This window comes from Micromonospora sp. LZ34, from assembly GCF_052981855.1.
This window is the reverse complement of the sequence record NZ_JBRIQN010000004.1, coordinates 129,891-156,675: the sequence shown is the minus strand read 5'-3', so window position 1 is coordinate 156,675 and position 26,785 is coordinate 129,891. Positions and strand designations below refer to the sequence as shown.

Annotated in this window: 25 protein-coding genes and 1 pseudogene; 12 read left to right on the top strand and 14 right to left on the bottom strand. The window is 73.3% G+C overall.

Translation table 11 applies throughout. The annotated features are described in order from the left end of the window. Positions 1-57 precede the first annotated feature (57 nt). The 3 genes from ACVCAH_RS06850 to ACVCAH_RS06840 form a co-directional block, all read right to left on the bottom strand. Positions 58-813 (bottom strand): ABC transporter permease, encoded by a 756-nt coding sequence (locus ACVCAH_RS06850; protein WP_447135183.1) that lies wholly within the window; start codon positions 811-813, stop codon positions 58-60. Between the two features lie 20 nt (positions 814-833). Continuing rightward, on the bottom strand, positions 834-1,793 hold the full coding sequence (locus ACVCAH_RS06845; protein WP_447135182.1) for an ATP-binding cassette domain-containing protein: 960 nt from the start codon (positions 1,791-1,793) through the stop codon (positions 834-836). Between the two features lie 127 nt (positions 1,794-1,920). Next, positions 1,921-2,532, bottom strand: coding sequence for a PadR family transcriptional regulator (locus ACVCAH_RS06840; protein WP_447135339.1), 612 nt, complete (start codon positions 2,530-2,532; stop codon positions 1,921-1,923). Positions 2,533-2,679: 147 nt separating this feature from the next. Between ACVCAH_RS06840 and ACVCAH_RS06835 the strand changes: the two genes are divergently transcribed. Next, the gene (locus tag ACVCAH_RS06835; RefSeq protein ID WP_447135181.1) at positions 2,680-4,431 is read left to right on the top strand and encodes an acetyl/propionyl/methylcrotonyl-CoA carboxylase subunit alpha; all 1,752 of its coding nucleotides are present in this window, start codon (positions 2,680-2,682) and stop codon (positions 4,429-4,431) included. A 39-nt stretch (positions 4,432-4,470) separates the two neighbouring features. Here ACVCAH_RS06835 and ACVCAH_RS06830 read toward each other — a convergent pair whose 3' ends face one another. Further along, entirely contained in the window at positions 4,471-5,364 is an 894-nt protein-coding gene (locus tag ACVCAH_RS06830) for a LysR family transcriptional regulator ArgP (RefSeq protein ID WP_447135180.1), read from the bottom strand. Positions 5,365-5,433: 69 nt separating this feature from the next. On the opposite strand from ACVCAH_RS06830, the gene ACVCAH_RS06825 reads away from it, so the two are divergent. Further along, a complete protein-coding gene (locus ACVCAH_RS06825) occupies positions 5,434-6,030 on the top strand; it encodes a LysE/ArgO family amino acid transporter (RefSeq protein WP_447135179.1) in 597 nt (198 codons plus the stop codon). Between the two features lie 67 nt (positions 6,031-6,097). Further along, positions 6,098-7,537 (top strand): GuaB1 family IMP dehydrogenase-related protein, encoded by a 1,440-nt coding sequence (locus ACVCAH_RS06820; protein ID WP_447135178.1) that lies wholly within the window; start codon positions 6,098-6,100, stop codon positions 7,535-7,537. 46 nt (positions 7,538-7,583) lie between these two features. On the opposite strand, the gene ACVCAH_RS06815 is transcribed toward ACVCAH_RS06820, so the two are convergent. Together ACVCAH_RS06815 and ACVCAH_RS06810 are read right to left on the bottom strand one after the other, a co-directional pair. Next, the gene (locus ACVCAH_RS06815; protein WP_447135177.1) at positions 7,584-8,726 is read right to left on the bottom strand and encodes a hypothetical protein; all 1,143 of its coding nucleotides are present in this window, start codon (positions 8,724-8,726) and stop codon (positions 7,584-7,586) included. Between the two features lie 71 nt (positions 8,727-8,797). Beyond that, on the bottom strand, positions 8,798-9,361 hold the full coding sequence (locus ACVCAH_RS06810; RefSeq protein ID WP_447135176.1) for a TetR/AcrR family transcriptional regulator: 564 nt from the start codon (positions 9,359-9,361) through the stop codon (positions 8,798-8,800). Positions 9,362-9,447: 86 nt separating this feature from the next. On the opposite strand from ACVCAH_RS06810, the gene ACVCAH_RS06805 reads away from it, so the two are divergent. Genes ACVCAH_RS06805 through ACVCAH_RS06790 form a run of 4 tightly spaced genes read left to right on the top strand, consistent with a single transcriptional unit; the run spans position 9,448 to position 14,152 of the window. Beyond that, the gene (locus ACVCAH_RS06805) at positions 9,448-9,894 is read left to right on the top strand and encodes a DoxX family protein (RefSeq protein WP_447135175.1); all 447 of its coding nucleotides are present in this window, start codon (positions 9,448-9,450) and stop codon (positions 9,892-9,894) included. Positions 9,895-9,918: 24 nt separating this feature from the next. Continuing rightward, the gene (locus ACVCAH_RS06800) at positions 9,919-10,401 is read left to right on the top strand and encodes a MarR family winged helix-turn-helix transcriptional regulator (protein WP_447135174.1); all 483 of its coding nucleotides are present in this window, start codon (positions 9,919-9,921) and stop codon (positions 10,399-10,401) included. Next, positions 10,395-12,128 (top strand): ABC transporter ATP-binding protein, encoded by a 1,734-nt coding sequence (locus ACVCAH_RS06795; RefSeq protein WP_447135173.1) that lies wholly within the window; start codon positions 10,395-10,397, stop codon positions 12,126-12,128. The genes ACVCAH_RS06800 and ACVCAH_RS06795 overlap by 7 nt, the downstream gene beginning before the upstream one ends. After that, positions 12,125-14,152 (top strand): ABC transporter ATP-binding protein, encoded by a 2,028-nt coding sequence (locus ACVCAH_RS06790; protein WP_447135172.1) that lies wholly within the window; start codon positions 12,125-12,127, stop codon positions 14,150-14,152. The genes ACVCAH_RS06795 and ACVCAH_RS06790 overlap by 4 nt, the downstream gene beginning before the upstream one ends. 9 nt (positions 14,153-14,161) lie before the next feature. Here ACVCAH_RS06790 and ACVCAH_RS06785 read toward each other — a convergent pair whose 3' ends face one another. Together ACVCAH_RS06785 and thrS are read right to left on the bottom strand one after the other, a co-directional pair. Then, a complete protein-coding gene (locus ACVCAH_RS06785) occupies positions 14,162-15,040 on the bottom strand; it encodes an alpha/beta fold hydrolase (protein ID WP_447135171.1) in 879 nt (292 codons plus the stop codon). Between the two features lie 105 nt (positions 15,041-15,145). Continuing rightward, positions 15,146-16,362: pseudogene (thrS, locus tag ACVCAH_RS06780) on the bottom strand (threonine--tRNA ligase). A 508-nt stretch (positions 16,363-16,870) separates the two neighbouring features. Between thrS and ACVCAH_RS06775 the strand changes: the two are divergent. The 3 genes from ACVCAH_RS06775 to ACVCAH_RS06765 all read left to right on the top strand — a co-directional run bounded on the left by ACVCAH_RS06775 (position 16,871) and on the right by ACVCAH_RS06765 (position 18,949). After that, entirely contained in the window at positions 16,871-17,479 is a 609-nt protein-coding gene (locus tag ACVCAH_RS06775) for a DedA family protein (protein ID WP_447135170.1), read from the top strand. A gap of 176 nt (positions 17,480-17,655) precedes the next feature. Continuing rightward, on the top strand, positions 17,656-18,336 hold the full coding sequence (locus ACVCAH_RS06770; protein WP_447135169.1) for a DUF998 domain-containing protein: 681 nt from the start codon (positions 17,656-17,658) through the stop codon (positions 18,334-18,336). A gap of 22 nt (positions 18,337-18,358) precedes the next feature. Continuing rightward, entirely contained in the window at positions 18,359-18,949 is a 591-nt protein-coding gene (locus ACVCAH_RS06765; protein ID WP_447135168.1) for a hypothetical protein, read from the top strand. Positions 18,950-18,956: 7 nt separating this feature from the next. On the opposite strand, the gene ACVCAH_RS06760 is transcribed toward ACVCAH_RS06765, so the two are convergent. After that, entirely contained in the window at positions 18,957-20,360 is a 1,404-nt protein-coding gene (locus tag ACVCAH_RS06760; protein WP_447135167.1) for an NAD(P)H-quinone dehydrogenase, read from the bottom strand. A gap of 106 nt (positions 20,361-20,466) precedes the next feature. Between ACVCAH_RS06760 and ACVCAH_RS06755 the strand changes: the two genes are divergently transcribed. After that, on the top strand, positions 20,467-20,922 hold the full coding sequence (locus ACVCAH_RS06755; RefSeq protein ID WP_363766054.1) for a gamma-glutamylcyclotransferase: 456 nt from the start codon (positions 20,467-20,469) through the stop codon (positions 20,920-20,922). A gap of 73 nt (positions 20,923-20,995) precedes the next feature. Here the strand turns inward: ACVCAH_RS06755 and ACVCAH_RS06750 are convergent, their stop codons facing one another. Genes ACVCAH_RS06750 through ACVCAH_RS06735 form a run of 4 tightly spaced genes read right to left on the bottom strand, consistent with a single transcriptional unit; the run spans position 20,996 to position 24,346 of the window. Continuing rightward, complete coding sequence (locus tag ACVCAH_RS06750; RefSeq protein WP_447135166.1) at positions 20,996-21,958, bottom strand: N-acetyltransferase family protein; 963 nt, start codon at positions 21,956-21,958, stop codon at positions 20,996-20,998. A 41-nt stretch (positions 21,959-21,999) separates the two neighbouring features. Continuing rightward, positions 22,000-22,740: an SCO6745 family protein gene (locus ACVCAH_RS06745; protein WP_447135165.1), complete on the bottom strand. Its 741-nt coding sequence runs from the start codon at positions 22,738-22,740 to the stop codon at positions 22,000-22,002. 33 nt (positions 22,741-22,773) lie between these two features. Further along, the gene (locus tag ACVCAH_RS06740) at positions 22,774-23,712 is read right to left on the bottom strand and encodes a hypothetical protein (RefSeq protein ID WP_447135164.1); all 939 of its coding nucleotides are present in this window, start codon (positions 23,710-23,712) and stop codon (positions 22,774-22,776) included. Between the two features lie 4 nt (positions 23,713-23,716). Beyond that, the gene (locus tag ACVCAH_RS06735) at positions 23,717-24,346 is read right to left on the bottom strand and encodes an MBL fold metallo-hydrolase (protein ID WP_447135163.1); all 630 of its coding nucleotides are present in this window, start codon (positions 24,344-24,346) and stop codon (positions 23,717-23,719) included. Positions 24,347-24,462: 116 nt separating this feature from the next. Between ACVCAH_RS06735 and ACVCAH_RS06730 the strand changes: the two genes are divergently transcribed. Next, positions 24,463-25,413, top strand: coding sequence for a DUF4349 domain-containing protein (locus ACVCAH_RS06730; protein ID WP_447135162.1), 951 nt, complete (start codon positions 24,463-24,465; stop codon positions 25,411-25,413). On the opposite strand, the gene ACVCAH_RS06725 is transcribed toward ACVCAH_RS06730, so the two are convergent. Continuing rightward, positions 25,370-26,629 (bottom strand): amidohydrolase, encoded by a 1,260-nt coding sequence (locus ACVCAH_RS06725; RefSeq protein WP_447135161.1) that lies wholly within the window; start codon positions 26,627-26,629, stop codon positions 25,370-25,372. The genes ACVCAH_RS06730 and ACVCAH_RS06725 overlap by 44 nt on opposite strands. Between the last annotated feature and the right edge of the window lie 156 nt (positions 26,630-26,785).

Below are 26,785 nucleotides of genomic sequence, written 5' to 3'. Positions count from 1 at the left end.
CCTTACGCTACAAGCGCTCGACCGGTGCCCCACCTTCGGTGAGAGGCAACTCTCTGGTCAGCGGACGCTCCGGGCGAACTGGCGGGCGGCCCAGAAGACGCCGGCCGCGGCCAGCACCGCGATGATGGTCAGCCCCTGCCAGACCCTTTCGTCGCCGAGATCGCCGGCGAAGAGCGCGCGGGTGCCGTCGACCGCCCAGGAGAACGGGTTCCAGTCGGCGATGCCCTGCAGCCAGCCGGGCGCGAAGGTGAGCGGCAGCAGGATGCCGGAGAGCAGCAGCACCGGCTGCGCCACGGTGTTCATCAGCGGGGCGAGGGCGTCCTCGCTCTTGACCTTGAGCGCCACGCCGTAGGAGACGGCCGAGGTCATCAGCGCGATCAGGGCGAGCATGAGGTACGCCAGCAGCAGGTCGCCGATGAAGACCCGCAGGTCGAACAGGAGCGCGAGCAGGGTGATGATCACTGCCTGCACGATCAGCGAGACCACGTCGCGCAGCGAGCGGCCGAGCAGCAGGGCCAGCCGGCTGACCGGGGTGACCCGGGAGCGTTCGATCACGCCGGCGCGCAGCTCGGCGATCAGGCCGAAGCCCTGGAACAGGCCGCCGAAGATGGCCAGCAGCACCAGCAGGCCGGGTACGAAGATCTTGTAGGCCTCGGCCTGGCTGGGCGCGTTCAGCGCCGGCTTCAGCAGCGGGGCGAAGAGCAGCAGGTACATCACCGGCTGGAAGACGCCGACGAAGACCCAGACCGGGTTGCGCAGCAGCAGCTGGAGCTGGCGCTGGAAGATCAGCCAGGTGTCACGGGCGAGTTTCATGAGGTCTCTCCGGATGGGGGTCAGGACTCGCGCAGCGAGCGGCCGGTCTTGGTCAGGAAGACGTCGTCGAGGCTGGGCCGGTGCAGCTCGATGGAGTTCAGCGCCAGGCCGGCGCCGTCCACCCGGCGCAGGATCTGCGGGATGGCGGTGGCGCCCTCGTCGACGTAGAGCCGCAGCCCGCCCTCGTCGGCGGTTTCCAGCTTGTTGACGTACGGCTCGCTGTCGAGCAGTTGCGCGGCCTGCGGGGTGGCCGCGACGTCCAGCCCGAGCAGCACGACGTCGCCGGAGATCTCGCGCTTCAGGTCGGCCGGGGTGCCCTCGGCCACCACCTCGCCGTGATCCATGATCGCGATCCGGTCGCAGAGCGCGTCGGCCTCGTCGAGGTAGTGGGTGGTGATGAAGACGGTCATGCCCTCGGTGCGCAGCCGCCGGATCTCGTCCCACATGTGCGCCCGGCTCTGCGGGTCGAGGCCGGTGGTCGGCTCGTCCAGGAAGACGATCTTCGGCTCGTGGATGATGCCGAGCGCGATCTCCACCCGCCGCCGCTGGCCGCCGGAGTAGGTCTTGCACTTGCGGTCGGCGAACTCGGTGAGCTGGAAGGCGTCCAGGGCGCGGGCGGCCCGGCGGTGCGCCTCGGCCTTGCCAATGCCGTACATCCGGGCGTGCAGCACCAGCTCCTCGCGGGCGGTGGACTCGTCCCAGGTGCTGCCGCCCTGGGCCACGTAGCCGATCCGGCGGCGCACCTCGGCCGGGTCCTTGCGCAGGTCGGCCCCGGCGATGCTGGCCTCCCCGCCGTCCGGCTCGATCAACGTGGCCAGCATCCGCAGGGTGGTCGTCTTGCCGGCGCCGTTCGGGCCGAGGAAGCCGAAGATCTCGCCCTCGGCGACCTGCAGGTTGACCCCGCGCACCGCGTCGACGGTCTTGGTCTCCCGACCCGCACGGGAGCGGAACGACTTCCGCAACCCTCTGGTCTCGATCATCTCTGCTCCTGGTCGTCCGGGCCGGCAGCGGCCGGCCGGCTGTCCCATGGGGACGGACGCCGGACGGCGCGCTCCCCCGTGTGCCGCGACGAGGCTAACGCGATATAGCTTTTTTGGTCAACGTTGATTATTCGACGCCCGGCTGCCGTGGTGGCAGGCGCTCTTCCCAGCCATCCCAACCCTCCGCCCGTTCGAGTCCATCAGGCAGGTACGACACCCCCGACTCGATCCGTTCCGCGATCCGCTCGCACCAGGCGATCTCCGCCTCCGACCGGGCCGTCCAGAGCTCGAACATCCAGCCCACGTGCACCGGCTTGGTTTCGCGCATCCAGTCAGAGTTCAACGACGTCCGCATCCACTCGACACCGGCGCGCATCAGGTTCGCCCGGTTGCGCAGCGCCGCCGCCGCCTCCTCGCGAGGCATCGCCGGCAGGAAGGAGAAGGCGGCCGCGAACGGGTCGGGCGGCTCGTCCAGCCGCCACCAGAGCCCGCGCAGCAGCGTCTCGAACTCCTCCTCGCCCTTCGGGGTGACCTCGTAGTTGGTACGGGCCGGGCGGGCGCCCACCTGCTCGATGGCGACCTCGCGCAGCAGCCCCTCCTCGGTCAGCTTGCGCAGGGCGTGGTAGATCGATCCCGGTTGCACGTTGGCCCACTTGTCGGCGTTCCAGCTGAGCAGCTCGCGGCGGACGTCGTAGCCGTGCACCGGCTGCATCCAGCGAACCAGACCGAGGATCATCATTCGGGTGGCAGACACCGGTCAAGCGTAATAAGCAAGTTTGACTAAGGCGCCTCCGGACAGTGCGGCATCCCACACTGAGCGATCGTTAGGGCCGTCAGAGTGGCCGATACACTCCCGGTCAGTAACCCTCCGGGAGGAGTCACCAAGGTGCGCAAGGTACTCATCGCCAACCGCGGCGAGATCGCCGTCCGCGTCATCCGTGCCTGCCGGGACGCCGGCCTGGGCAGCGTCGCGGTCTACGCGGACTCCGACCGGGACGCCCTGCACGCCACGCTGGCCGACGAGGCGTACGCCCTCGGCGGGGACACCGCCGCTGAGTCGTACCTGCGCATCGACAAGCTGCTGGAGGTCGCCGCCAAGGCCGACGCCGACGCGGTGCACCCGGGCTACGGGTTCCTCTCCGAGAACGCCGACTTCGCCCAGGCGGTCATCGACGCCGGGCTGACCTGGATCGGCCCGACGCCGCAGGCGATCCGCGACCTGGGTGACAAGGTCACCGCCCGGCACATCGCCCAGCGCGCCGGCGCGCCCCTGGTCCCCGGCACCCCGGACCCGGTCGGCAACGCCGACGAGGTGATCGCGTTCGCGGTCGACCACGGCCTGCCGGTCGCTATCAAGGCCGCCTTCGGCGGCGGCGGGCGCGGGCTCAAGGTGGCCCGCACCATGGAGGAGATCCCGCACCTGTTCGAGTCGGCCACCCGCGAGGCGGTCGCCGCTTTCGGCCGCGGGGAGTGCTTCGTCGAGCGCTACCTGGACAAGCCCCGGCACGTCGAGGCGCAGGTGCTGGCCGACCAGCACGGCAACGTGATCGTGGTCGGCACCCGCGACTGCTCGCTGCAGCGGCGGCACCAGAAGCTGGTCGAGGAGGCCCCCGCGCCGTTCCTCACCGACGCGCAGCGCGCCCAGATCCACGACAGTGCCAAGGCGATCTGCCGGGAGGCCGGCTACCACGGCGCCGGCACGGTGGAATACCTGGTCGGCGCGGACGGCACCATCTCCTTCCTGGAGGTGAACACCCGCCTCCAGGTCGAGCACCCGGTCACCGAGGAGACCGCCGGCATCGACCTGGTCCGCGAGCAGTTCCGGATCGCCGACGGCGAGAAGCTGCGGTTCACCGAGGACCCGGCCCCGCGCGGGCACGCCATCGAGTTCCGGATCAACGGCGAGGACCCGGGCCGCAGCTTCCTGCCCGCCCCCGGCACGGTCACCGCGCTGCGGCTGCCCACCGGCCCGGGCGTACGGGTGGACACCGGCATCTCGGCCGGCGACGTGATCGGCGGCAACTTCGACTCGCTGCTGGCCAAGGTCATCATCACCGGCGAGACCCGCACCGAGGCGATCGAGCGGGCCCGCCGGGCACTGGACGAGATGACGGTCGAGGGGATGGCCACCGCGCTGCCGTTCCACCGGCTCGTGGTGCGGGACGAGGCGTTCACCGCCGAGCCGTTCACCGTGCACACCCGGTGGATCGAGACCGAGTTCGACAACACCGTCCCGCCGTTCACCGCCGCCGCCGGCGCCGCCGAGGCGCCGGCCGAGCGGGAGACCGTCGTGGTCGAGGTCGGCGGAAAGCGGCTGGAGGTCACGCTCCCCGCCGGCCTCGGCGGGGGTACGGCCACCGCCGTGCCCGCCGCCCGCAAGCCGGCCCGCCGGGGTGGCGGCGCGAAGGCCGGTGCCACGGTCAGCGGCGACGCGCTCACCTCCCCGATGCAGGGCACCATCGTGAAGATCGCGGTCGCCGACGGCGACACCGTGGCCGAGGGCGACCTGGTCGTGGTGCTGGAGGCGATGAAGATGGAGCAGCCGCTGCACGCGCACAAGGCCGGCACGGTCAGCGGCCTGGGCGCCGAGGTCGGTGCGGTGATCACGGCGGGCGCGACCATCTGCACCATCGCCTGAGCCGGCGGACCCCCTCCCGTCGCGCCGACGGGTGCGGCCTCAGCGCAGGGTCTCGGCGGCCACCTCGCGTACCGCGGCGGTGAGGGCGTTCAGCACGTCCGACTCCAGCCGCCAGTGCTGCCAGTAGAGCGGGATGTCCAGGTGCCGGCCGGGGGCGAGGTCGACGCAGCGCCCGGCGGCCAGGTCGGCGTCGGCGATCTGCTCGGGCACCAGGCTCCAGCCGAGCCCCAACCGGATCGCCTCGCTGAAGGCCGGCACCGAGGGCACGTAGTGCACCGGCGGCTCCAGCGGGCGGCCGGCCACCGCGCGCAGGAACCGGTGCTGCACCCGGTCCTTGCGGTCGAAGACCACGAGCGGCACGGTGGCCATCGCGGCCGGGGTGAGCCCGTCGGCGAAGTGGGCCGCCGCGAACTCCGGAGCGGCCAGCGCGCGGTAGCGCATCGCGCCGAGCCGGATCACCCGGCAGCCCTGCACGGCCTCCCGCTGGGCGGTGACCGCCGCCGTCACCGAGCCGTCCCGGAGCAGTTCGGCGGTGTGGTCCTGGTCGTCCTGGCGCAGGTCGAAGAAGAGCCCCGACCGCTGCGGCAGCCGGGCCAGCGCGGCCGGGAACCAGGTGGCCAGCGAGTCCGCGTTGACCACCACGGCCACCCGGGTGCGCCCCCCGCCGGTCAGCGGGCCCCGGGCGTCGGCCAGCGCCTCCCGTTCCAGCAGCGCGAGCTGGCCGGCCAGCCGCAGCAGCGGTCGGCCCGCCTCGGTCGCCGCGCACGGCCGGGTGCGGCGGACCAGCACCTGGCCGACCGTCTCCTCCAGCGCCTTGACCCGCTGACTGACCGCGGACGGGGTGATGTGCAGCAGCCGGGCGGCCGCCTCGAAGCTGCCCTCGGCGACCACGGCGGCGAGCGTACGCAGCTGGGCCGAGTCGAGTCCGTTCATAAATTCAGCTTAAGCCGCGTCAGAATGTTTAGTTGGACTGATGGTCGGCGGCGGCTCTAGCGTCGTGACGTGCTCACCTCCGCCGTCGCCGGGTTCTCCATGTCCATCGCGCTGATCGTCGCCATCGGCGCCCAGAACGCCTTCGTCCTGCGCCAGGGGTTGCGCCGCGAGCACGTGGTACCCGTGGTCCTCACCTGCGCCGCCTCGGACGCGCTGTTGATCGCCGCCGGCATCGCCGGGGTGGGCACGCTGGTGACCGGGCGGCCCGGGCTGCTGACGGCGATCCGCTGGGGCGGCGCGGTGTTCCTGCTCTGCTACGCGGCGCTCGCCGCCCGCCGCGCCCTGCGTCCCGGCGCGCTGCTGCCCACCGAACGCCCGCCGGCCACCCTGCGGGCGACCCTGCTCGCCTGCGCCGCCTTCACCTACCTGAACCCGCACGTCTACCTGGACACCGTGCTGCTCCTCGGCGGGATCGCCCAGCAGCAGCCGCACCGTTGGGTGTTCGGCGTCGGCGCCGCGCTGGCCAGCGTGGTCTGGTTCACCGCGCTGGGCGTCGGTGCGCACCGGCTGGCCCCGCTGCTCGCCCGTACCGTCGCCTGGCGGCTGCTGGACGGCGTGATCGCCGTCGTGATGGCCGCGCTGGCCGTCGTGCTGCTGCTCGGCTGACCGGGCCGGGGAGTGTTTTCCGTGACCACCGGGGGCGGGCGGGCCGCCGGTCGCGGATGATGGCCGGGTGCGGTTCCTTCATGGCGCGGTCCCCGCGCACGACCTGACCTACAACGACGTCTTCATGGCGCCGGCCCGCTCCGACCTGGGCTCGCGGCTCGACGTCGACCTGGCCACCGGCGACGGTACGGGCACCACCATCCCGCTGGTGGTGTCGAACATGACCGCGGTGAGCGGCCGGCGGATGGCCGAGACGGTCGCCCGGCGCGGCGCCATCGCGGTGATCCCGCAGGACATCCCGATCGAGGTGGTGGCGAACGTCGTCGCCTGGGTCAAGCAGCGGCACCTGGTGCACGACACCGCGATCACCCTCGGCCCGACCGACACCGTGGGTGACGCGATCCACCTGCTGCCGAAGCGGGCGCACGGGGCGGTGATCGTGGTCGACCCGGCGGGCCGGCCGCTGGGCGTGGTGACCGAGGCGGACACCGTGGGCGTCGACCGGTTCGCCCAGCTGCGCCACGTGATGTCGACCGAACTGCACACCGTCCCGGCGGACGCCGACCCGCGGACCGGCTTCGACCGGCTCTCGGCGGGCCGGCGCCGGCTCGCCCCGGTGGTCGACGCCGAGGGGCGGCTGGTCGGGGTGCTCACCCGGCAGGGCGCGCTGCGCGCCACGCTCTACAAGCCGGCGGTCGACGACCGGGGGCGGCTGCGGATCGCCGCGGCGATCGGCATCAACGGGGACGTCACCGGCAAGGCGGCGGCCCTGCTGGAAGCCGGGGTGGACACGCTGGTCGTGGACACCGCGCACGGGCACCAGGAGCGGATGATCTCCGCGCTGCGGGCGGTCCGCAAGCTGGACCCGGCGGTGCCGGTGGCGGCCGGCAACGTGGTCACCGCCGAGGGCGTACGCGACCTGGTGGAGGCGGGTGCGGACATCGTCAAGGTGGGTGTGGGCCCGGGCGCCATGTGCACCACCCGGATGATGACCGGGGTGGGCCGGCCGCAGTTCTCCGCGGTGCTCGACTGCGCGGCGGCGGCCCGCGACCTCGGCCGGCACGTCTGGGCCGACGGCGGCGTCCGGCACCCGCGGGATGTGGCGCTGGCGCTGGCCGCGGGCGCGTCGAACGTGATGATCGGCTCCTGGTTCGCCGGCACCTACGAGTCCCCCGGCGACCTCTACACCGAGCCTGACGGGCGGCGTTACAAGGAGAGCTTCGGGATGGCCTCGGCGCGGGCGGTCAGCGCGCGCACCGCCGACGACAGCGCGTACGACCGGGCCCGCAAGGCGGTCTTCGAGGAGGGCATCTCCTCGGCGCGGATGTACCTGGACCCGAACCGGCCGGGCGTGGAGGACCTGATCGACGAGATCATCGCCGGGGTCCGCAGCGCCTTCACCTACGCCGGGGCGCGGAACCTCGCGGAGTACCACGAGCGGGCCGTGGTCGGCGTGCAGAGCACCGCCGGCTACACCGAGGGGATGCCGCTGCCCACCAGTTGGTGAGCCCGCCGCCGTGATCGGTACGGCGCCCGGCCGGGCGTCGTACCGATCAGCTCTGGCGCAGCGGCGGCATCGGCACCGGGACGGCCAGTGCGGAGGCGCCGGCGCCCACCCCGCCCTCGCAGGTATACGGCGGCACCGTGCCGATGCCGCGGGTGGAGGGGCGCTCGGCGGCCCAGAACATGAAGCCGAGCATGCCGGCGGTCGTGCCCGCGCCGTTCGGGGCGACCGTCTGGACGTACGGGGCGGTGGCCCGCTGGACCGACGCGGCCCAGCCGACGCACTCGGGCAGCGGCCGGCCGCCGTAGGCGATGTAGATGCCGCCGGTGAACTTGGCCGGGGCCAGCGGCGGCACCGGGGGGCTGTACTGCGGCTTGCCGTCGACGTGCTCCTGCCAGTTGGCCTGCGCGCTGCTCGCCGAGGCGGGCCGGGCGGTCACCATCGCGTTGGCGTAGTCGAGCACCGGCCGGTCGGTGCGCAGCCAGTCGGCGGTCGCCTTGCGGTTCAGCGCGATCAGCCAGCGGTCACCGGCCGCCACGTCGATGGTGAGCCGGGCCTGGGGCCGGGTGCCGGTGGCGTCGTACGGGTGCACGGCCCGGTAGGCGTCGATGAACGCCTGGAGCGCGGTCAGGTTCGGATCGGTGTTCTGCTCGTAGTCGATCTCGATGCCGACGCCGAGCCGGGTGGCCACCGCGGCGGCACGCTGGCCGAACAGCGTCGGGTTCTCGGCGAGCGCGGCGTCCCAGTCGTCGGTGTAGGTGATCCCACCGATGGAGAGCATGACCCGGATGCCCCGCGAGGTGAAGTAGTTGACGATCTCGGGGGTCATCCCCCGCGGCACGCCGTCGAGGGTGGCCTGGTCGGTGGTCTGCCGCAGCAGCGCCAGCGGGTTGACGAAGCTGAGCACGACCAGGTTGACCGAGGGGTGGCCGTCGCCCCGGTCGACCAGCCAGTGGTTCTGGGCGTCGAACTCGGCGACGCTGCGGACCGTGCCCCAGGTGCAGAAGTCGTTGCCGCAGTGCCACGCACCGTAGATCTGCACCGGGCTTGCGGCCTGGGTCGCCATGCCGGCCGGGGGTGCGGCGCCGGCCGGGGCCGGGCCGGCGACGGCCGGGGCCGGGCCGGCGACGGCCGGTGGGGCCGCCGCGATCAGGACGAGCAGGGCCACCACGAGCAGGACGGACCGTCGCATGGGCACCTCCGCGAGGCATCGGTGCACATTGTTTACAGTAAGGCCGTCACCTTCGTCAATGTCTACCCTGGCTAGGCGAAGAGGCGGGCGATCACTTCCCTGGCCGCCTCCCCGGGGTCGTCGCCGATCCTGGCCGGCAGCGCGCCGGAGAGCCAGAGCGTGGCGAAGCCGTGCACGATCGACCAGGCGGCCAGCGCGTCCCGCCCCGGGTCGGCGCCCCGCGCCCGCCGGCCGGGCAGCGCCGCCACCCCCGCGTAGAGCGCCGTGCGGGCCCGCTCGTTGGCCGCCCGCACCTCGGCGGCGTCGGCCCGGTAGAGCTCCGGGCGGAACATCACCTCGAAGTGGGCGCGGTGCCCGACCGCGAAATCGACGTACGCGACACCGGCCTCCAGCATGTCGTCGCCGGCGCCGTGCAACCGGTCGGCCAGCAGGTCGAAGCCCTCGACGGCGAGCGCGGTGAGCAGCCCGGCCTTGTCGCCGAAGTGGTGTGCCGGCGCGGCGTGCGAGACACCCGCCCGGCGGGCCAGGTCACGCAGGCTGAGCGCGCTGACGCCGGACTCCTCGATCGCCTGCACCGCTGCCGCGAGCAGGGCCCGCCGCAGGTCGCCGTGATGGTAGCCACGTGTGCCGGTCATCCCGGAATCCTAACTTGCCATTGACAAGATGGCACCCGGAGGGGCAATCTTGTCGTCGACAAGATTGGCTTTCCTGGGAGGTACCGATGGCTCCACTGATCGCGCTCGTCGCCGGCACCGCGCTCGCCCGGCTGGCCGGGCTGCTGGGCGTGGGTGCGCTCGACGGCTGGCATCCAGCGCTGCGGGTGGGGCTGGCGCTGATGTTCGTGGTGACCGGTGTCGCGCACTTCGCCCCCGCCTACCGGGCGGACATGATCGCGATGGTGCCCCCCGCCCTGCCCCGGCCCGACCTGCTGGTCGCGGTCACCGGGGTGCTGGAGCTGGTGGGCGCGGTCGGGCTGCTGCTGCCGGCGACCGCCCGCTGGGCGGCGGCCGGACTGGCCCTGCTGATGCTGGCCATGTTCCCGGCGAACGTCTCGGCGGTGCGGCGCGGGCTGACCCTGGGGGGTCGGCCGGCGACTCCCCTCGGGCCGCGGACGGTGGAGCAGGTCTTCTTCGTCGGCGTGGCCGCCGCTATTTCGTTTGGGTCCTGACAATCAGGGGGCTAACATAGCCTCGTGAACCTGGTCACCCTCAACGACGTGCCGATCGGTCGCCTTCTGGTGGTCGCGGGCCATGTGGTCAGCCAGAGGTGGAACCGCTTCCTGGCCGAGAAGTTCAACCTCACCCAGGCCGGCATGGTCACCCTGATGACGCTCGACAAGGACGGCGCGCTGCCGCACGGCGAGGTCGCCCAACGGTGCTTCGTCCGGCCAGCCACCCTGACCGGAATCATCGACACCCTCGAACGCGACGGGCTGGTCGAGCGGCAGCGCGACGAGAGCGACCGGCGCAGCGTCCGGCTCGCCATCACCCCCACCGGCCGGGAGCGGCTGGCGGCGGTCACCACCCTGATCCAGTCCAATCCTCCGCTCACCTCGGTCGACGCCGACCCGGCGAAGGCCGCCGTGATCCGGGCGTTCCTGCTGGAGGTCATCGGCAGTGGAGAGGAACCACCCATGACGGGCACCGCCGGCGTGCCGGGAGGCCCGGCGTGCTGATCCGACTGCTCCGCGACAGCCTGCGCCCCTACCACCGGCCGCTGACCGCGGTGGTGCTGCTCCAGTTCGTCGGCACCATGGCCTCGCTCTACCTGCCCAGCCTCAACGCCGACATCATCGACCTCGGCGTGGCCCGCGGCGACACCGACTACATCCTGCGCACCGGCATGTGGATGCTGCTGGTCAGCCTGGTGCAGATCGTCTGCGCGATCGCGGCGGTCTACCTCGGCGCGCGTACCGCGATGGGCTTCGGGCGGGACGTGCGGGCCGCGGTCTTCGCGCACGTCAACCGGTTCTCCGCCCGCGAGGTCGCCCGGTTCGGGGCGCCGTCGCTGATCACCCGCAACACCAACGACGTCCAGCAGGTGCAGATGCTCGTCCTGATGAGCTGCACCATGCTGGTGGCCGCCCCGATCATGAGCGTCGGCGGCGTGGTCATGGCACTGCGCGAGGACGTCGGCCTCTCCTGGCTGATGCTGGTCTGCGTACCCGTGCTGGCCGTCGCGCTGGGGCTGGTGATCCGCCGGATGGTGCCCGGGTTCCGGCTTATGCAGACCCGGATCGACACGGTCAACCGGGTGCTGCGCGAGCAGATCACCGGCATCCGGGTGGTCCGGGCGTTCGTCCGCGAGCCGTACGAGACGCGCCGCTTCGCCGCCGCGAACGCCGACCTGACCGCGACCGCGCTGCGCACCGGCCGGCTGCTGGCGCTGATCTTCCCGATGGTGATGCTGGTGCTCAACGTCTCCAGCGTCGCGGTGCTCTGGTTCGGCGCGCAGCGGGTGGACGCCGGGGCGATCCAGGTCGGCGCGCTCACCGCCTTCCTGCAGTACCTCATGCAGATCCTGATGGCGGTCATGATGGCCACCTTCATGATGATGATGGTGCCGCGCGCGGCGGTCTGCGCCGAACGCATCGTCGAGGTGCTGGACACCGACTCGTCGGTGCTGCCCCCGGCGGGCGGGGTCACCGAGGTGCCGACGCGGGGCGAATTGGAGCTGCGCGGGGTGCGGTTCCAGTACCCGGGCGCGGCCGAGCCGGTGCTGCGCGACATCTCGTTCCGGGTCGCCGCCGGGACGACCACGGCGATCATCGGCAGCACCGGCGCCGGCAAGACCACGCTGCTGTCGCTGATCCCCCGGCTGGTCGACGTGACGGCCGGCGCGGTGCTGGTCGACGGGGTGGACGTCCGCGAACTGGCGCCGGACGAGCTGTGGCGCCGGATCGGCCTGGTGCCGCAGCGGCCGTACCTGTTCACCGGCACCGTGGCGAGCAACCTGCGCTACGGCAACCCGGACGCCACCGACGCGGAGCTGTGGTCGGCGCTGGAGATCGCCCAGGCGCGGGACTTCGTCGAGGCGATGCCGGAACGGCTGGACGCCCCGATCGCGCAGGGCGGCACCAACGTCTCCGGCGGGCAGCGGCAGCGGCTGGCGATCGCCCGCGCGCTGGTCCGCCGGCCGGAGATCTACCTCTTCGACGACTCGTTCTCCGCGCTCGACCTCGGCACCGACGCGCGGCTGCGGGCGGCGCTGCGGCCGGTCACCGCCGACGCCGCCGTGGTGATCGTGGCCCAGCGGGTCTCCACGATCGTCGACGCCGATCAGATCATCGTGCTGGAGGACGGGGGCGTGGTCGGAGTGGGCCGACACGAACAACTGCTGAAAACCTGCCCGACCTACGCGGAGATCGTCGCCTCGCAGCAGAGCGCGGAGGTGGCGGCATGAGCGAGCGCAGGGCGAACGTACCCGCCCAGAAGCCGGCCGCCGACGCGCCGGCGCCGAAGCGGTTGCCCGGCGGCGGGCAACGCGGCGGACCGCCCTGGGCGGGCGCGGGAATGCCCACCGAGCGGTCGATGAACTTCGGCCCGTCCGCCCGGCGGCTCCTCGGCCGGCTCCGGCCGCACCGGCTCCAGTTGACCGCGATCATCGCGCTGGCGGTGGTCAGCGTGGGGCTCAGCGTGATCGGGCCGAAGGTGCTGGGCCACGCCACCGACCTGATCTTCACCGGGGTGATCGGCCGGCAACTGCCGGCGGGCACCACCGCCGAGCAGGCGGTGGCCGCGGCCCGGGCGGCCGGCAACGACAGCTTCGCCGACATGCTCGCCCGGATGGACGTGGTGCCCGGCGTTGGCATCGACTTCGCGGCGCTGGGCCGGGTGCTGCTGCTGGCGCTCGGGCTCTACCTCGCCGCCAGCCTCCTGCTGTGGTGGCAGGGTTGGCTGCTCAACGGCGTGGTGCAGCGGACCGTGCTGAAGCTGCGCGCCGACGTGGAGGACAAGCTCAACCGGCTGCCGCTGCCCTACTTCGACCGGCAGCCCCGCGGTGAGCTGCTCAGCCGGGTCACCAACGACATCGACAACATCTCGCAGAGCCTGCAGCAGACGTTGAGCCAGCTGCTCACCTCGCTGCTGACCGTGGTCGGCGTGCTCGCCATGATGTTCTGGATCTCGCCGCTGCTGGCCCTGGTGGCCCTGGTCGCGGTGCCGCTGTCGGTGCTGGTCACCCAGCGGATCGCCAAGCGGTCGCAGCAGCAGTTCATCGCCCAGTGGACGCACACCGGCCAGCTCAACGGCCAGATCGAGGAGGCGTTCACCGGTCACGAGCTGGTCAAGGTCTTCGGCCGGCAGCGCGAGGTCGAGGCCGCCTTCGCGGCCAAGAACGAGGAACTGTTCCGGGCCAGCTTCGGCGCCCAGTTCATCTCCGGGATGATCATGCCGGCGATGATGTTCATCGGGAACCTCAGCTACGTGGCGATCGCCGTGGTCGGCGGCCTGCGGGTGGCCACCGGAGCGATGAGCCTCGGCGACGTGCAGGCGTTCATCCAGTACTCCCGGCAGTTCACCCAGCCGCTGACCCAGGTCGCCTCGATGGCCAACCTGCTCCAGTCCGGGGTGGCCTCGGCCGAGCGGGTCTTCGCGGTGCTCGACGCCGAGGAGCAGAGCCCGGACCCGGCCGAGCCGGCCCGGGTACGCGACCCGCACGGCCGGGTCGAGTTCGAGCACGTGTCGTTCCGGTACGCCCCGGACAAGCCGCTGATCGAGGACCTGTCGCTGGTGGCCGAGCCCGGCCACACGGTGGCCATCGTCGGGCCGACCGGGGCGGGCAAGACCACTCTGGTCAACCTGGTCATGCGCTTCTACGAACTGGACGCCGGCCGGATCACCCTGGACGGGGTGGACATCACCACGATGCGCCGGGACGAGCTGCGCGGCCGGATCGGGATGGTCCTCCAGGACACCTGGCTCTTCGGCGGCACCATCCGGGACAACATCGCCTACGGGCGGCCGGACGCGGCAGAGGAGGAGATCCTGGCCGCGGCCCGGGCGACCTTCGTGGACCGGTTCGTGCGCAGCCTGCCGGACGGCTACGACACGGTGATCGACGAGGAGGGCAGCAACGTCAGCGCGGGCGAGAAGCAGTTGATCACCATCGCCCGGGCGTTCCTCGCCGAGCCGTCGCTGCTGATCCTGGACGAGGCGACCAGCTCGGTGGACACCCGTACCGAGGTGCTGCTCCAGCGGGCGATGGCCGCGCTGCGGTCGGACCGGACCAGCTTCGTGATCGCGCACCGGCTCTCCACCATCCGGGACGCCGACCTGATCCTGATGATGGAGGACGGCCGGATCGTCGAGCAGGGCACGCACGAGGAACTGCTCGCCGCCGGCGGCGCGTACCACCGGCTGTACCAGGCCCAGTTCGCCCAACCGGTGGTCGACGACCAGGTCGACGCCGCGCCGGTCGCGGGGTAGTCGGGACGGTCAGCGGTGGACCCGGTTGAGGAAGTCCCGCAGCAGGCGTACCACCTCGTCGAGGTGCGTCTCCAGCAGCCAGTGCCCGCCGTCGAGCAGGTGCAGTTCCGAGTCGGGCAGGTCCCGCAGGTAGGCCTGCGCCGCGCCCGCCGGCATGTAGCCGTCGTGCGGACCCCAGACGATCAGGGTCGGCGGCCGGTGGGCGCGCAGGTACTCCTGCTGGCGGGGGAACCAGGCGACGGTGCTGCCCTGGTCGGCCAGGAGGCGGACCAGGTTGGCCCGCCGCGCCGGCTCGGCCTCGACCTGGGCCCAGGACAGCCGCCACAGGTCGGGGCTGACCCGGTCGACCAACCGGTCCGGCAGCTCACCGACGAACTCGCTCCGGAAGCCCGCCTCGCTGACCGCCTCGGCGAGGCGGGCCCGGCCCTCGTCGGTCGGGTCGCGCCAGAACCGCTTCAGCGGCTCGTACTTGGGGCCGTGCTGGTCGGGGTAGATGTCGCCGTTCTGGATGACCAGGCCGGCGACCCGCTCCGGCGTGGCCATCGCCAGCCGCAGCCCGAACTGGCTGCCGTAGTCCTGCAGGTAGATCACGTAGCGGGTCAGCGACAGCACTTCGGTGAACCGGCGCAGCAGGTCGGCGTAGGCGTCGAAGGTGTACCCGAACCGGTCCGGGTCCGGGGTGTCGCTGTACCCGAAGCCGGGATGGTCCGGGGCGATCGCCCGCCACCGGTCGCCGAGCGCGGGCAGCAGGTTGCGGAACTGGAACGACGAGGACGGGTAGCCGTGCGGCAGCAGCACCACCGGGGCGTCCGGCGGCCCGGACTCCCGGTAGAAGACGCCGATCCCGTCGACCTCGACGGTCCGGTGCGCGACAGCTGCCTGGGCCACGATCTCCTCCTGACCCACACGGTATGGCCGGACGCCCCGGCCCGCGCCGGAACAGGCCCGGCCGGGACCGGAAGCGACCCGGCCCCGGCCGGAACCGGCGAGGGCTCAGCCCGGGCCGAGCAGGTCGGCCGAGCGGGCGGCCACCACGCCGGCGATCAGCCCGAGCGCGCCGGCGGCGGGCATCGGGTCCAGCCCGCGGCCGTCGCGCAGGCGCAGCGAGACCAGCCCGTCGGCCGCCTCGCGGGGCCCGATCACCGCGGCGTACGGCACCCGGCGCCGGGCGGCGTCGCGCACCCGGGCGCCCAGCGAGCCGGCGGCGTCGACCTCGACCCGCAGCCCGGCCGCCAGCGCGTCGGCGGCGAACCGGTCGGCCGCCTCCGCCTGCCCGTCGTCGACCGGCAGCACCACCAGCTGGACGGGGGCGTACCAGGCCGGGAACGCCCCCTGGTGCACCTCGATGAGGTACGCGAAGAGCCGCTCCATGCTGCCGACCAGGCTCCGGTGCACCATCACCGGCCGGCGCCGCGACCCGTCCGAGTCGGTGTACCACAGGTCGAACTTCGCCGGCTTGTCGAAGTCGAGCTGCACGGTGGACAGGGTGGACTCCCGGCCGGCGGCGTCCGCGATCTGGATGTCGATCTTCGGTCCGTAGAAGGCGGCGTCGCCGGGCGCCTCGGCGTACTCCACCCCGGCCAGGGCCTCCCGCAGCAGCTCCTCGGCCCGGGCCCACTGCGCGTCGTCCCCGACGAGCGCTGATCCGGCCCGCGCAGCGACAGCCGGAACCCGGCGGGCCGGACGCCGAGCGCGGCGTGCGCCGCGCGGATCAGCCCGAGGATGGCCGCGACCTCCTCGCCCACCTGCTCCAGGGCGCAGAAGTTGTGCGCGTCGTTGAGCGAGATGGCGCGGACCCGGGACAGCCCGCCGAGCACCCCCGAGCGCTCGGCCCGGTACATGCCGCCCAGTTCGGCGATCCGCAGCGGCAGCTCCCGGTAGGAGCGGCCCCGGGCCCGGTAGACCAGGGCGTGGTGTGGGCAGAGCGCCGGCCGGAGCACGAACTCGTCGTCGGCGCTGAGCCGCATCGGCGGGAACATGTCCTCGGCGAAGTAGTCGAGGTGGCCGGAGATCTCGAAGAGCTGCCGTTTGCCCAGCGGCGGGGAGTAGACGTGCCGGTAGCCGGCCCGGCGCTCCAGCTCCCGCACGTACTCCTCGACGGCGTGCCGGGCGGCGGCGCCGGCCGGCAGCCAGATCGGCAGCCCGGCGCCGGCCAGCGGGTCGGAGACGAACAGGTCCAGCTCCCGGCCGAGCCTGCGGTGGTCGATCATGTCGCGCTCCTTGATCGGGTACGCCCCACGGGCGAGCCGGTCCGGAACGCCACGAGGCCCCGGGGCGGATCGCCCCGGGGCCTCGTCGACGGATGTGTCAGTGCGGCGCGCCGGGGTCTCCCGGCGTCGTGGTCAGCTCCGCACTGCGCATGCCGCGACGGTACGCCGGCCGCGACGCAGATCGCACCCGCATTTCCCGGCGGGACGCGGCCGGACGGGCGGGGGCAGGGGGCGGGCCGCCGGCACGGGACCTGCCGGCGGCCCGCGGCGGCCCGTCGTCAGGGACGGGGGACCCGACGGTGCTGGGCCGCGCGCCGACAACGGTACGCCGACGCCCGCCGATCCGCCGACCGCGCGAGCGCCCGTAACCTCCTGGCCGACCGGTCGTTGGATCCACGGTGGCGTGGTCGTGTCGACGGTCACCCCAGGCCAGGGCCGTCCCCCGTGACGCCGGACACGACGTCAGGCTCGGTACACCCAATCGGCCCCGTCCGGCGAGGTGGCAGTCGTGCCCGAACTACTCACTGAGGTCGCGTCGCCGACCTGGGCGTACCTCGCGTTGCTCGGGTTGCTGGTCGCGGACGCCTTCGTGCCGGTGATCCCCACCCAGGTCATCATGATCACCAGCGGCGCCCTCACCGTGTACGGCGGGCTGAACCTGCCGCTGACCATCGCCGTCGGCGCGCTCGGCGTCTTCGCCGGCGACCTGGCCTGCTACCTGCTTGGCCGGGGCGCGCCCGGCCGCCGGCCGCCCCGGCATACCGGACCGGGCCGGGCCCGACGGGTCGCCGGCCGGGTCACCCGAGGCCTGCGCCGACCCGGCCCGCTGGTGATCCTGCTCTGCCGGTTCGTGCCGGGCGGGCGGATGGCGGCCTGCTTCTCGGCCGGGCGCAGCCGGTACCCGTACCGGCTCTTCCTGCTCTACGAGGCGGTGGCCGCGCTGGCCTGGGCGACGTACGGCGCGCTGGTGGGGCACCTCGGCGGGACCGCGCTGACCGGATCGGCCTGGCGGCTGGCCGTGGTCGCCGGGGCGGCGGCGGCCGGATTCGCGGCGGCCGGCTGGGCGATGACCGTGCTCAGCGCCCGGCACCACACCCCCGCCGAGGCCACCGACTGAGCGGACATCGGGTCTCCGCGCGCCACGTCGGCGATGTGGCGGTCTCCGGACCCCGTGGACACCGCCACATCGGCGACCCGGAGTCGATCAAGCACAACCTCTAGGGGTCGCCCCCGGGATCGATCTCGGTGGTCGTCCCGGATCCGTCTGAGGTGTCCTCGGCGACAGGCTGAGGCATGCCTGGAACCCGGAACAGTGGCCTGCTGGCCCTCGGCGGGATCGCCCTGGCGGCGCTGCTCGCCGTGATCGGTCACCTCGAGATGAACGACGACCTGAACCCCTGGTCGCTGACCGTCAGCGACTTCGCCGTGTCCGACCGGGGCGGCGTGATCGACGTGGCCATGGTCGTGCTGGCGGTGGCCACCGCCGTGCTCCTGCCCGCCCTGCGCCGGGTGACCGGGCCGCCCGTCGCCGACCGGCCCGGTCCCGGGCGGTTGGCGGAGGTGCTGCTGGTGGCGTGGGTCGGTGGGCTGCTGCTGGCCGCGGTCGTGCCGACCAACGAGCCCGGGCTGCCCATGGACACCGCCGCGTACGTCCACCGGTACGCCTCGGTGGTCGCCTTCCTGACGCTGCCGTTCGCCGGCTGGCTGCTCGCCCGGCGACTGCCGGACGGCGCCGGCCGCTGGATCCGCGGGTTCGCCCTGGCCAGCCTGGCCCTGGCGGCGGCGATGGTCTGGTCGGCCTACCCCGGCGACCGCCTCCTGATCGGCCTGGTCGAACGGCTCCTCATCGTCACCGAGGTGGCCCTGATTGCCACGGTGGCGCTATGGCACGTCCGGGCGGGGCAACGGCGCCGCACGGCACCGGCTAGGCTCCCGCTCCGCCCGATGCGACAAGATCACGGGCACGGCGGCTAGCGGCGGAAGGGCGGACGAGTCGGTGCGGACGGCACGGATCGCAACGGGCCTGGGCCTGGTCATCGCCCTCGCCGGCTGCGGTGGCCCCGGCTCGTCTGCGGACCGGGCGGCGGCCGGTTCCGCGCCGGCGTCCACCGCGACCGGTACGCCGGCTGGCGCGAGTCCGCCCGCCCCGCCCTCGGCCGGACCACCCCGCCTGTGCGCCGCACCGGCACCGGCGCAGCGGCGCGACTTCCCGTACGACCGGGACTCGGAGCGGCGGGACAGCCTCATCGGCATCGACCCCGCCGACCCGTACACCGGCGGGATCGCCTCCTTCGGCGACCTCGACGCCGCCGACCTGGCCGCCCTCATCGAGGCCCGCTTCGCCGACCCGTACGAGCGGCAGAACGCCGCGCCGACGGTGTGGCAGATCTTCCGGTTCCTCTGCGAACACCCGCAGGTCCGCGCCGCGGGCTACGTGGTGAGCCCCGACCGCCCCGACTACCGCACGTCGCTGGAGAGCATCTACGCGCCGCGGATCGACGCCGACCTGCGCGCCGCCGCCGAGCGGTTCTGCGTCGACGCCGAGGCGGTCACCCTCGACGGCGGCCTGGAATGCTTCTGGGACTGACCGCCGGTCACTCGAGTTCGTGGAGCATGAGCTGGCGGGCGGCCTCGGTGATCGAGCCCGACAGCGACGGGTAGATGGTGATGGTCTGGGCCAGTTCGTTGACCGTCAGGTTGTTCTCCACGGCCATGGTGATCGGCAGGATCAGCTCGCTGGCCTTCGGGGCGACCACCACGCCGCCGATCACCTGGCCGCTGGCCGGCCGGCAGAAGAGCTTCACGAAGCCGTCGGCCAGGTCGGCCATCTTCGCCCGGGCGTTGCCGGAGAGCGGCAGCATCACCTGCCGGGCCGGGACCTTGCCGGCGTCGACCTCGTCCTGGGAGACGCCGACGGTGGCCAGCTCCGGGTCGGTGAAGACGTTCGCCGCGACGGTCCGCAGCCGCAGCGGCCGGACCGCCTCGCCGAGCGCGTGCCACATCGCGATCCGGCCCTGCATGGCGGCCACGCTGGCCAGCGGGAGCACCCCAGTGCAGTCGCCGGCGGCGTAGATGCCGGGCACGTTCGTGCGGGAGACCCGGTCGACCGTGACGTAACCGCCCCGGGCCAGTTCGACGCCGTACTCGGCCAGGCCCAGGTTGGCGGTGTTCGGGATCGAACCGACCGCGATCAGCGCGTGCGAGCCGTGCACCTTGCGACCGTCGGACAGCTCGACCTCGACACCGTCGGCGGTCCGGCGGACCGCGTCGGCCCGGGAGTTGTTCAGGATGCTCATGCCCCGGTTGCGGAAGACCCGCTCGATGGCCATCGCCGCGTCGGCGTCCTCGTGCGGCATCACCCGGTCGCGGCTGGAGACCAGGGTCACCTGGACGCCCATCGCGAGGTAGGCGCTGGCGAACTCGGCGCCGGTGACGCCGGAGCCGACCACGATCAGGTGCTCGGGCAGGTCGGGCAGGTCGTACACCTGGCGCCAGGTCAGGATGCGCTCGCCGTCCGGTACGGCGGTGGGCAGCTGGCGCGGCGTGGCGCCGGTGGCCACCAGCACGGTCGACGCGTCGATCGAGTACTCCGCGCCACCGTCCGCGGGGGTGACGACGACCCGGTGGGTGTGACCGAGCGTGTCCTCACCGAGCCGGGCGCTGCCGGCGATGAAGGTCACCCCGGCCTTGAGCAGCTTGGCGTGGATGTCGGCGGACTGGGCCAGGGCGAGCCGCTTGACCCGCTCGTGCACCGCCCGGGCGTCGACGGTGACCGCCTCCAGCCCGTCGGAGTGCACGCCGAACTCCTCGGTGTCCCGGTAGCCGGTCACCACCTCGGAGCTGGCGATGAAGGTCTTCGACGGTACGCAGTCGGACAGCACGCACGCCCCGCCGGCGCCCTCGGCCTCCACCACGGTGACATCAGCGTCCAGCTGGGCGGCGACCAGTGCCGCCTCGTAGCCGGCCGGTCCGCCTCCGATGATCACGATCCGGCTCACAGCGCTCGCCCTTCGTCGATGCTCACAGTGACTTTCTTCTCCCGAACGCGTCCGACACGCACCGTCGTATTCTCCCCCACCCGCCGGCCGGGCTATCGTCATCGCCGTGCGTCATTACGCCGCCTATGGCTCAAACCTCGACCCCGCCCGGATGCGCGCTTACTGTCCGCATTCGCCGATGGTGGGCACCGGCTGGCTGGAGGGCTGGCGGCTCACCTTCGCGGGTGAGGACGTGATCGGCTGGGAGGGCGCGGTCAGCACCGTCGTCGAGTCCCCCGGCGACCGGGTGTTCGTGGCGCTCTACGACATCCACCCGTACGACGCCGCCCAGCTCGACGAGATCGAGGGCGTGACCGCCGGCACGTACCGCAAGCTGCACGTGCGGGTCTCCGCCCTCGACGGGGACGTCACCGCGTGGATCTACGTCTTCGACGGCTACGAGGGCGGCCTGCCCACCTCGTGGTATCTCTCGGAGATCGCGAACGCCGCCGAGAAGGCGGGCGCGCCGGACGACTACGTCACCGAGCTGCGGTCCCGCCCCACCGGCACCGCGTCGGCGTAGCGCGTATCCCACGACCCACAGTCTGCTACCGGCCGGGGCGGCCCGACGAGCCGACCCCGTGCGGCGTCGTCAATCACACACCGGCGGCCGGCACGACCAGCTCGTACATGTCCGTCCAGCGCACCTCGCGCAGCCCGACCGACCGGTAGAGCGTCACTGGGGCCGTCGGGTTGGTCAGGTCGACGCCGAGCCCGGCATATTTGCGACCCTTCGCGGCATAGCCGGTGAAGGCCCGCCACAGCAGCGCCGCGCCCACCCCCCGCCGCCGGTACGCCGGCAGCACCGACAACGTCCGCACGAAGCCCTCGTCCTGCTCCAGCGCCTGGCCCGAGGACTGCAACGCCCCCGCGGGCACCCCGTCGACCTCGGCGACGAACCACTCGTCCCAGAGGTTGCCGTGGGCGGGAAGCGCCTCGCGCCAGCGGTCGAAGCCGGCCGGCTCGTAGTCCGGGGTGTCCCGGAACGCGGTGTCGTAGATCTGGTGGAACCGCCGCAGGTCGGCCTCGTCGTCGGCGCGCAGCGGCCGGACCGTCACCCCGGGCGGGAGCGGCGGCTCGGCGGGCAGGTCGGCCAGCTCGCGACGCATCCGCACGTACCGCTTGGCCCGGCTGAACCCGGCCTCGGCCAGCTCGGCCGCCCAGCGCGTCTCCGGCGCGAACACCGCGGTGCGCACGGTCAGCGCCGGCCGGCCCCGCTCGGCGGCCCGTTCGGCGATCCGGTCGAGCTGCCGGGCGAGCAGCGGGGCGCGCACCCCCTCGCCGCGCTCCGGGTCGACGTAGACCTCGACGAACTCGCGGCCCACGCCGGTCGGGTTGGCCAGGATCGCCCAGCCGACCACCACGCCTTCGGGGTCGGTGACCAGCCAGGAGTCGCGCTGCGGGTCGACGAAGGGCGCGGTGAGCGCGTCCCGCACGTCGTCGGCGTCGAAATCGGGGTAGCCGACGGCGAAGGTGTCGGCGGCGTGCACCACCGCCAGGATCGCGGGGACGTCGTCGAGGGTGGGTCGGCGGGCGGTCCAGCCGGCGGGGAGAATCACGGGGGCGATCCTGACAGGCCGGCCCGGGATGCGCCGCCGAATTACCGGGGGCTCAGGTGCGCCCGGGTCGCGGCCAGCAGTTCCAGCAGCGCGGTGCCGTCGGCCGGGCCGAGCGCCCCGAACGCCGAGGCGGTCAGCCGGTCGGTCACCGCCTCGGCCCACAGCCGGCGCCGCACCAACGGCCCCACCGGCGGGTACGGCGGCGGCCAGCCACAGGCCAGCGCGCCGGCCTCTCCCTCCGGCCCGGCCAGCACCGCCTCCAGCGGGCTCATCCCGCTGGCCCGTACGGCGAGCAGGTGCGCCCCGGCGAAGTGCTCCCGGAGCAGGCGCAGCCCGGCGGCGGCCCGGGCGCCCGGCGTCCGCCCCGGCACCGTCACCGCCCGCCAGGCGGCGAAGAGCGGCATGCCGCTGGCGTCGGCGGCGAGGACCGCGCGCTCGAGCAGGTCGGCGAGGCGCTCCACGCCGGGGGCGGTGCCGAGCCGCTCGTCGCCCCAGCGGCAGCACTCGGCCAGGCTGGCGACCGCGACCTCGATCGGCCGGACCGTCCGGGCGGCGGCGTCCCAGCCGTCGGCCACCGCGTCGGGCTCGATGAAGCCGAGCGCGGCGGCCGCCGTCTCGGCCCGGACGTCCCCGAGCGCACCGGCCCGGCCGGTGATGTAGAACGCCCAGCCGGAGATGCCGAGCAGCCGGGCCCGGCGCAGCGTGGTGGGGCACCGGGTGTAGGCGTCGCCGAGTTCGAGCACGATCGGCTTGCTGGCCGCGGCAACCTGTTCCGGCGTCATCCGCCCGCTCCCCGCCGTCCGCTCATCGCCGGTTCAGTCTGCCCTGCCTCGACCTCCCTCGGCAGCCCCCTCTTCGGCGTCCAGCGCCTCGACCGCCGCCTCCACCTCGCCGGTGCGGCGCCGGGCGGCGGTGAGCGTCCGTTCGGCCGCCCGTCGGGCCAGCTTGGACCGGCTCAGCTCCTGCTCGACGACCGCCCGCCGGCGTTCCAGCTCGGCCAGCTCCGCCTCGACGGCGTCCAGGGCGGCGGCACCGTCGCGTTCGGCCGCCGCCGCGCCGGCCAGCTCCGCCTCCGCCCGCTCCTGGTCGGTACGCGCCTTCGCCAGCTCCTTCTCCAGCGCCCGGCGCCGCCGCTCGCGCTCCGCCCGGGCGGCCCGGTCGGCCTGTTCCGCGCGCAGGGCGGCCCGGTCCGGGCGGCCGCGTTCCGGGCGGGGCGGCTCGGGTTCGGCCTCCTCCCCGCCAGTGACCAGGCGCAGCTGCGGCCGGGGCACCTCGCCGAAGCCGGCGTAGCTGGTGGCCCGCAGCAGCCGGCCGGCGCGGACCTGTTCGGCCACCTCGGTGTCGGAGAGCGCGGCGTTCAGGGTCGCCTCGATCTCGGCCAGCGGCAGCTTCCCGGCCGGCGGCGCCCCCTCGGTCTGCGCCGCCAGCTTGCGGATCTCGGCGACCAGCGCGCCGACCACCGCGCGGCGCTGGGCCGAGAGCTCGCGCAGCCGGGGGCCGCGCAGCTCGCGCTGGGCGGAGCGGAGCGCCTCGGCGAGCTGCGCCAGGTCGGCGACCAGCTCGGGCCGGCGGAGGGCGAGCAGGTTGACCAACCAGGCGGCGACGGTGGGGCGGCGCAGCTTGGCGATCTCCCGGGCGGTCTTCGGGTCGCCGGCCTTGCGGGCCTCGGCGGCGGCCGCGTCGCGGGCGGCGACGAACCGGTCGGGCGGCGTGCTGTAGAGCTGCTGGACGAGGTCGCGGGAGGGGCCGGCCATCGCCTCAGCCGTCGATCTTGGTGCCCGGCTCCAACCGCTGGTACTCGCAGTTGGACAGCGCGGTGTACTGCCGGTCGAGCACGGCGAACCCGTTGTCGTTGAGCAGCCCGTCGTGCAGCGCGAAGACGCGCCGCGGGGCGACCGCCCGGATGAAGTCGACCACCTCGGAGAACTTCGACCAGGGCGCGTGGATCGGCGCGAAGAGCGTGTCGACCTGCACGTCGTCGGGGACCACCAGCGAGTCGCCGGGGTGGTAGACCACGTCGTTGACCAGGTACGCCAGGTTGTCCACCACCGGGATGTCGGGGTGGATGACGGCGTGCCGGCCGCCGTGGGCGCGGACCGCCACGCCGGCGGCGATGAACGACTGACCCGGCTCGACCGGCTCCAGCGCCTCGGCCGCGTCGCCGAGGGTGCGGGCGAGTGAGGACGGCCCGTACACGGGCACCGGGCGCCGGTCGAGTTGGCGGACCAGCGTCTCGACGTCGACGTGGTCGGGGTGCTCGTGGGTGATCAGCACCGCGTCCGCCCCGTCGAGCGCCGCCGGATCGCTGAACACTCCCGGGTCGATGACCAGCACTCCCCCGTCGTGCTCCACCCGGAGACAGGAGTGGGCGTACTTGGTGAGCTGCATCGTGACTCCTCGATTATCGAATCGTGACGTACTGAGCGCAGTCTGCCGGAACCGACGTGCCGACGCGTCGCGTCTGAGGTATCGCCCCGCAGCGGGGCGGTTGAGGAGGAACGGGGATGGACGGACGAAGAGCACGTCGCCGTGGGACGGCCCTGGTCGCGGCGGGACTTGTCGCGCTGCTCGCCCTCGCGGGCTGCGGGAGCGGAGGCGGTGACTCCGGCGACGCCCGGGACTCGGCGGCCGGTGCGCCGGCCGGGCAGGAGGCGGGTGCCGCGGCGGAACAGAACAAGGCCGGCCCGGGCGCGCCGGAGCAGGCCGGCGCCGGCGCACCGGACCTGCGGATCGACCAGCGGGCGATCATCTACACCGGAACCATGCGGGTGCAGGTGGACGATGTGGACGCCGCCGCGCGGGAAGCGGTGGCCGCGGCCACCCGGGCCGGCGGTTTCGTCGGCGGTGACCAGCGGCAACACTCGGCGGCGGACGCGGTGGCGGACCTGGAGCTGCGGGTGCCGGCGGCGAAGTTCAACGAGGTCGTCGACGAACTCGCGAAGCTGGGCCGGCAGCAGCGCCGGGAGATCAGGACGGAGGACGTCACCGACGAGACGATCGACCTCGACGCCCGTATCACCAGCCAGCGCGCTCGGGTGGAGAGCGCCCGCCGCCTGCTCGCCCGGGCCACCTCGATCACCGAACTGGTGTCGCTGGAGAACGAGTTGGGCCGCCGAGAGGCCGACCTCGCCTCGCTGGAGGCGAAGAAGCGCCGGCTGGCCGACCTCAGCGCCCTCTCGACCATCACCGTGTCGCTGGTCGGGCCGGACGTCAGCCCTGCCGAGGAGAAGGAGACCGAGCTCGGCTTCCTGGTCGGGCTCGAGAGCGGCTGGAAGGTCTTCCTCGCCTCGATGACGCTGCTGCTGACCGTGCTCGGTGCGCTGCTGCCCTGGCTGATCGCGTTCGGCGTACCGCTGGCGGTGCTGCTGGTGGTGCTGCGCCGGCGGCGTCATCGCCAGCCGGCGCCGCCGGTCAGCGCGCCGCCGCCAGTGCCCGCAGCGCGGTCTGCACCATGACGCGTACGCCGACCGGGATGGCCCGTTCGTCCACGTCGAACGAGGCGCGGTGCAGGTCCACGTTGGGCCCGGAGCGGCCAACGCCGAGCCGGGCCAGCGCGCCGGGCACGTACTCCAGGTACCAGGAGAAGTCCTCGCCGCCCATGCTCTGCGGGGTCTCGGCGACGCCCTCCGCGCCGAGCGCGGCGGTGGTGGCGGAGGTCAGCACCTGGATGGCCCGGGAGTCGTTGCTCACCGGCGGGCGGCCGCGCAGGTATTCCAGGTCGACCGTGGCGCCGGTCGGCGCGATGACGTCCCGGACCACCTGACCGACGATCTTGGGAGCCAGCTCCCAGGTGTCGCGGTCCATCACCCGCAGGGTGCCGGCCGCGCACGCCTCGGAGGGGATGACGTTGTACCGGGTGCCGGCCGAGGCGTGGCCGAAGACCAGCAGCAGCCCGCTGTTGGCCGGCACCCGGCGGCTGACCAGCGCGGGCACCTCGGTGATCAGCCGGCCGAGCGCGTCGACCAGGTCGACGGTCAGGTGCGGCCGGGCGGTGTGGCCACCCGGCCCGGTCAGCCGGACGGTGACGTTGTCGGCGGCCGCGGTGATCGGGCCGACCCGCAGGCCGATCTGCCCGACCGGCAGGTTGGGGTCGCAGTGCAGCGCGAAGATCTGCACCACGTCGTCCAGGCCGCCGGCCTCGATCACCTCCAGCGAGCCGCAGGGCAGGATCTCCTCGGCGGGCTGGAAGATCAGCCGGACCCGGCCGGGCAGCTCGCCGAGGTCGGCGAGCTGAGCCAGCAGCATGCCCACGCCGAGCATGATCGAGGTGTGCACGTCGTGGCCGCAGGCGTGGCAGACCCCGTCGACCGTCGAGCGGTACGGCGCGTCCTTCACGTCGGTCAGCGGCAGCGCGTCGATGTCGGCGCGCAGCGCGATCACCGGGCCGTCCGGGCGGCCGTCGATGTCGCAGATGACGCCGTTGCCCTTCGGCAGCATCCGGGGGTTCAGCCCGGCCAGGGAGAGCTCCCGGGCGACCAGCGCCGCGGTCTCGAACTCCTCGCCGGAGAGCTCGGGGTGCGAGTGGATGTGACGGCGGGTGGCGATGAGCCCGGGTACCCGGAGGGCGAGAAGGTGATCCAGCTCGAAGGGCAGGGGTAGGGACCCGGTCGGCGCCTCCGGCCAGGACGACGCCAGCTGGCTGCCCGTGGGCAGCGTCAACGCACTCGTCACGTCGAATTCTCGATCACTAGAGATGGATGGATCATCAGGAACAGCAGACAGCCTAGACCTCCGGCGGTGACGCTGCGCAACCTCCTTACGGTAGTGATCGGAGCGCACAGCGTCACGAATGCCCTGCTGAGAGCGGTCGTAGATCTGCGGGACAGC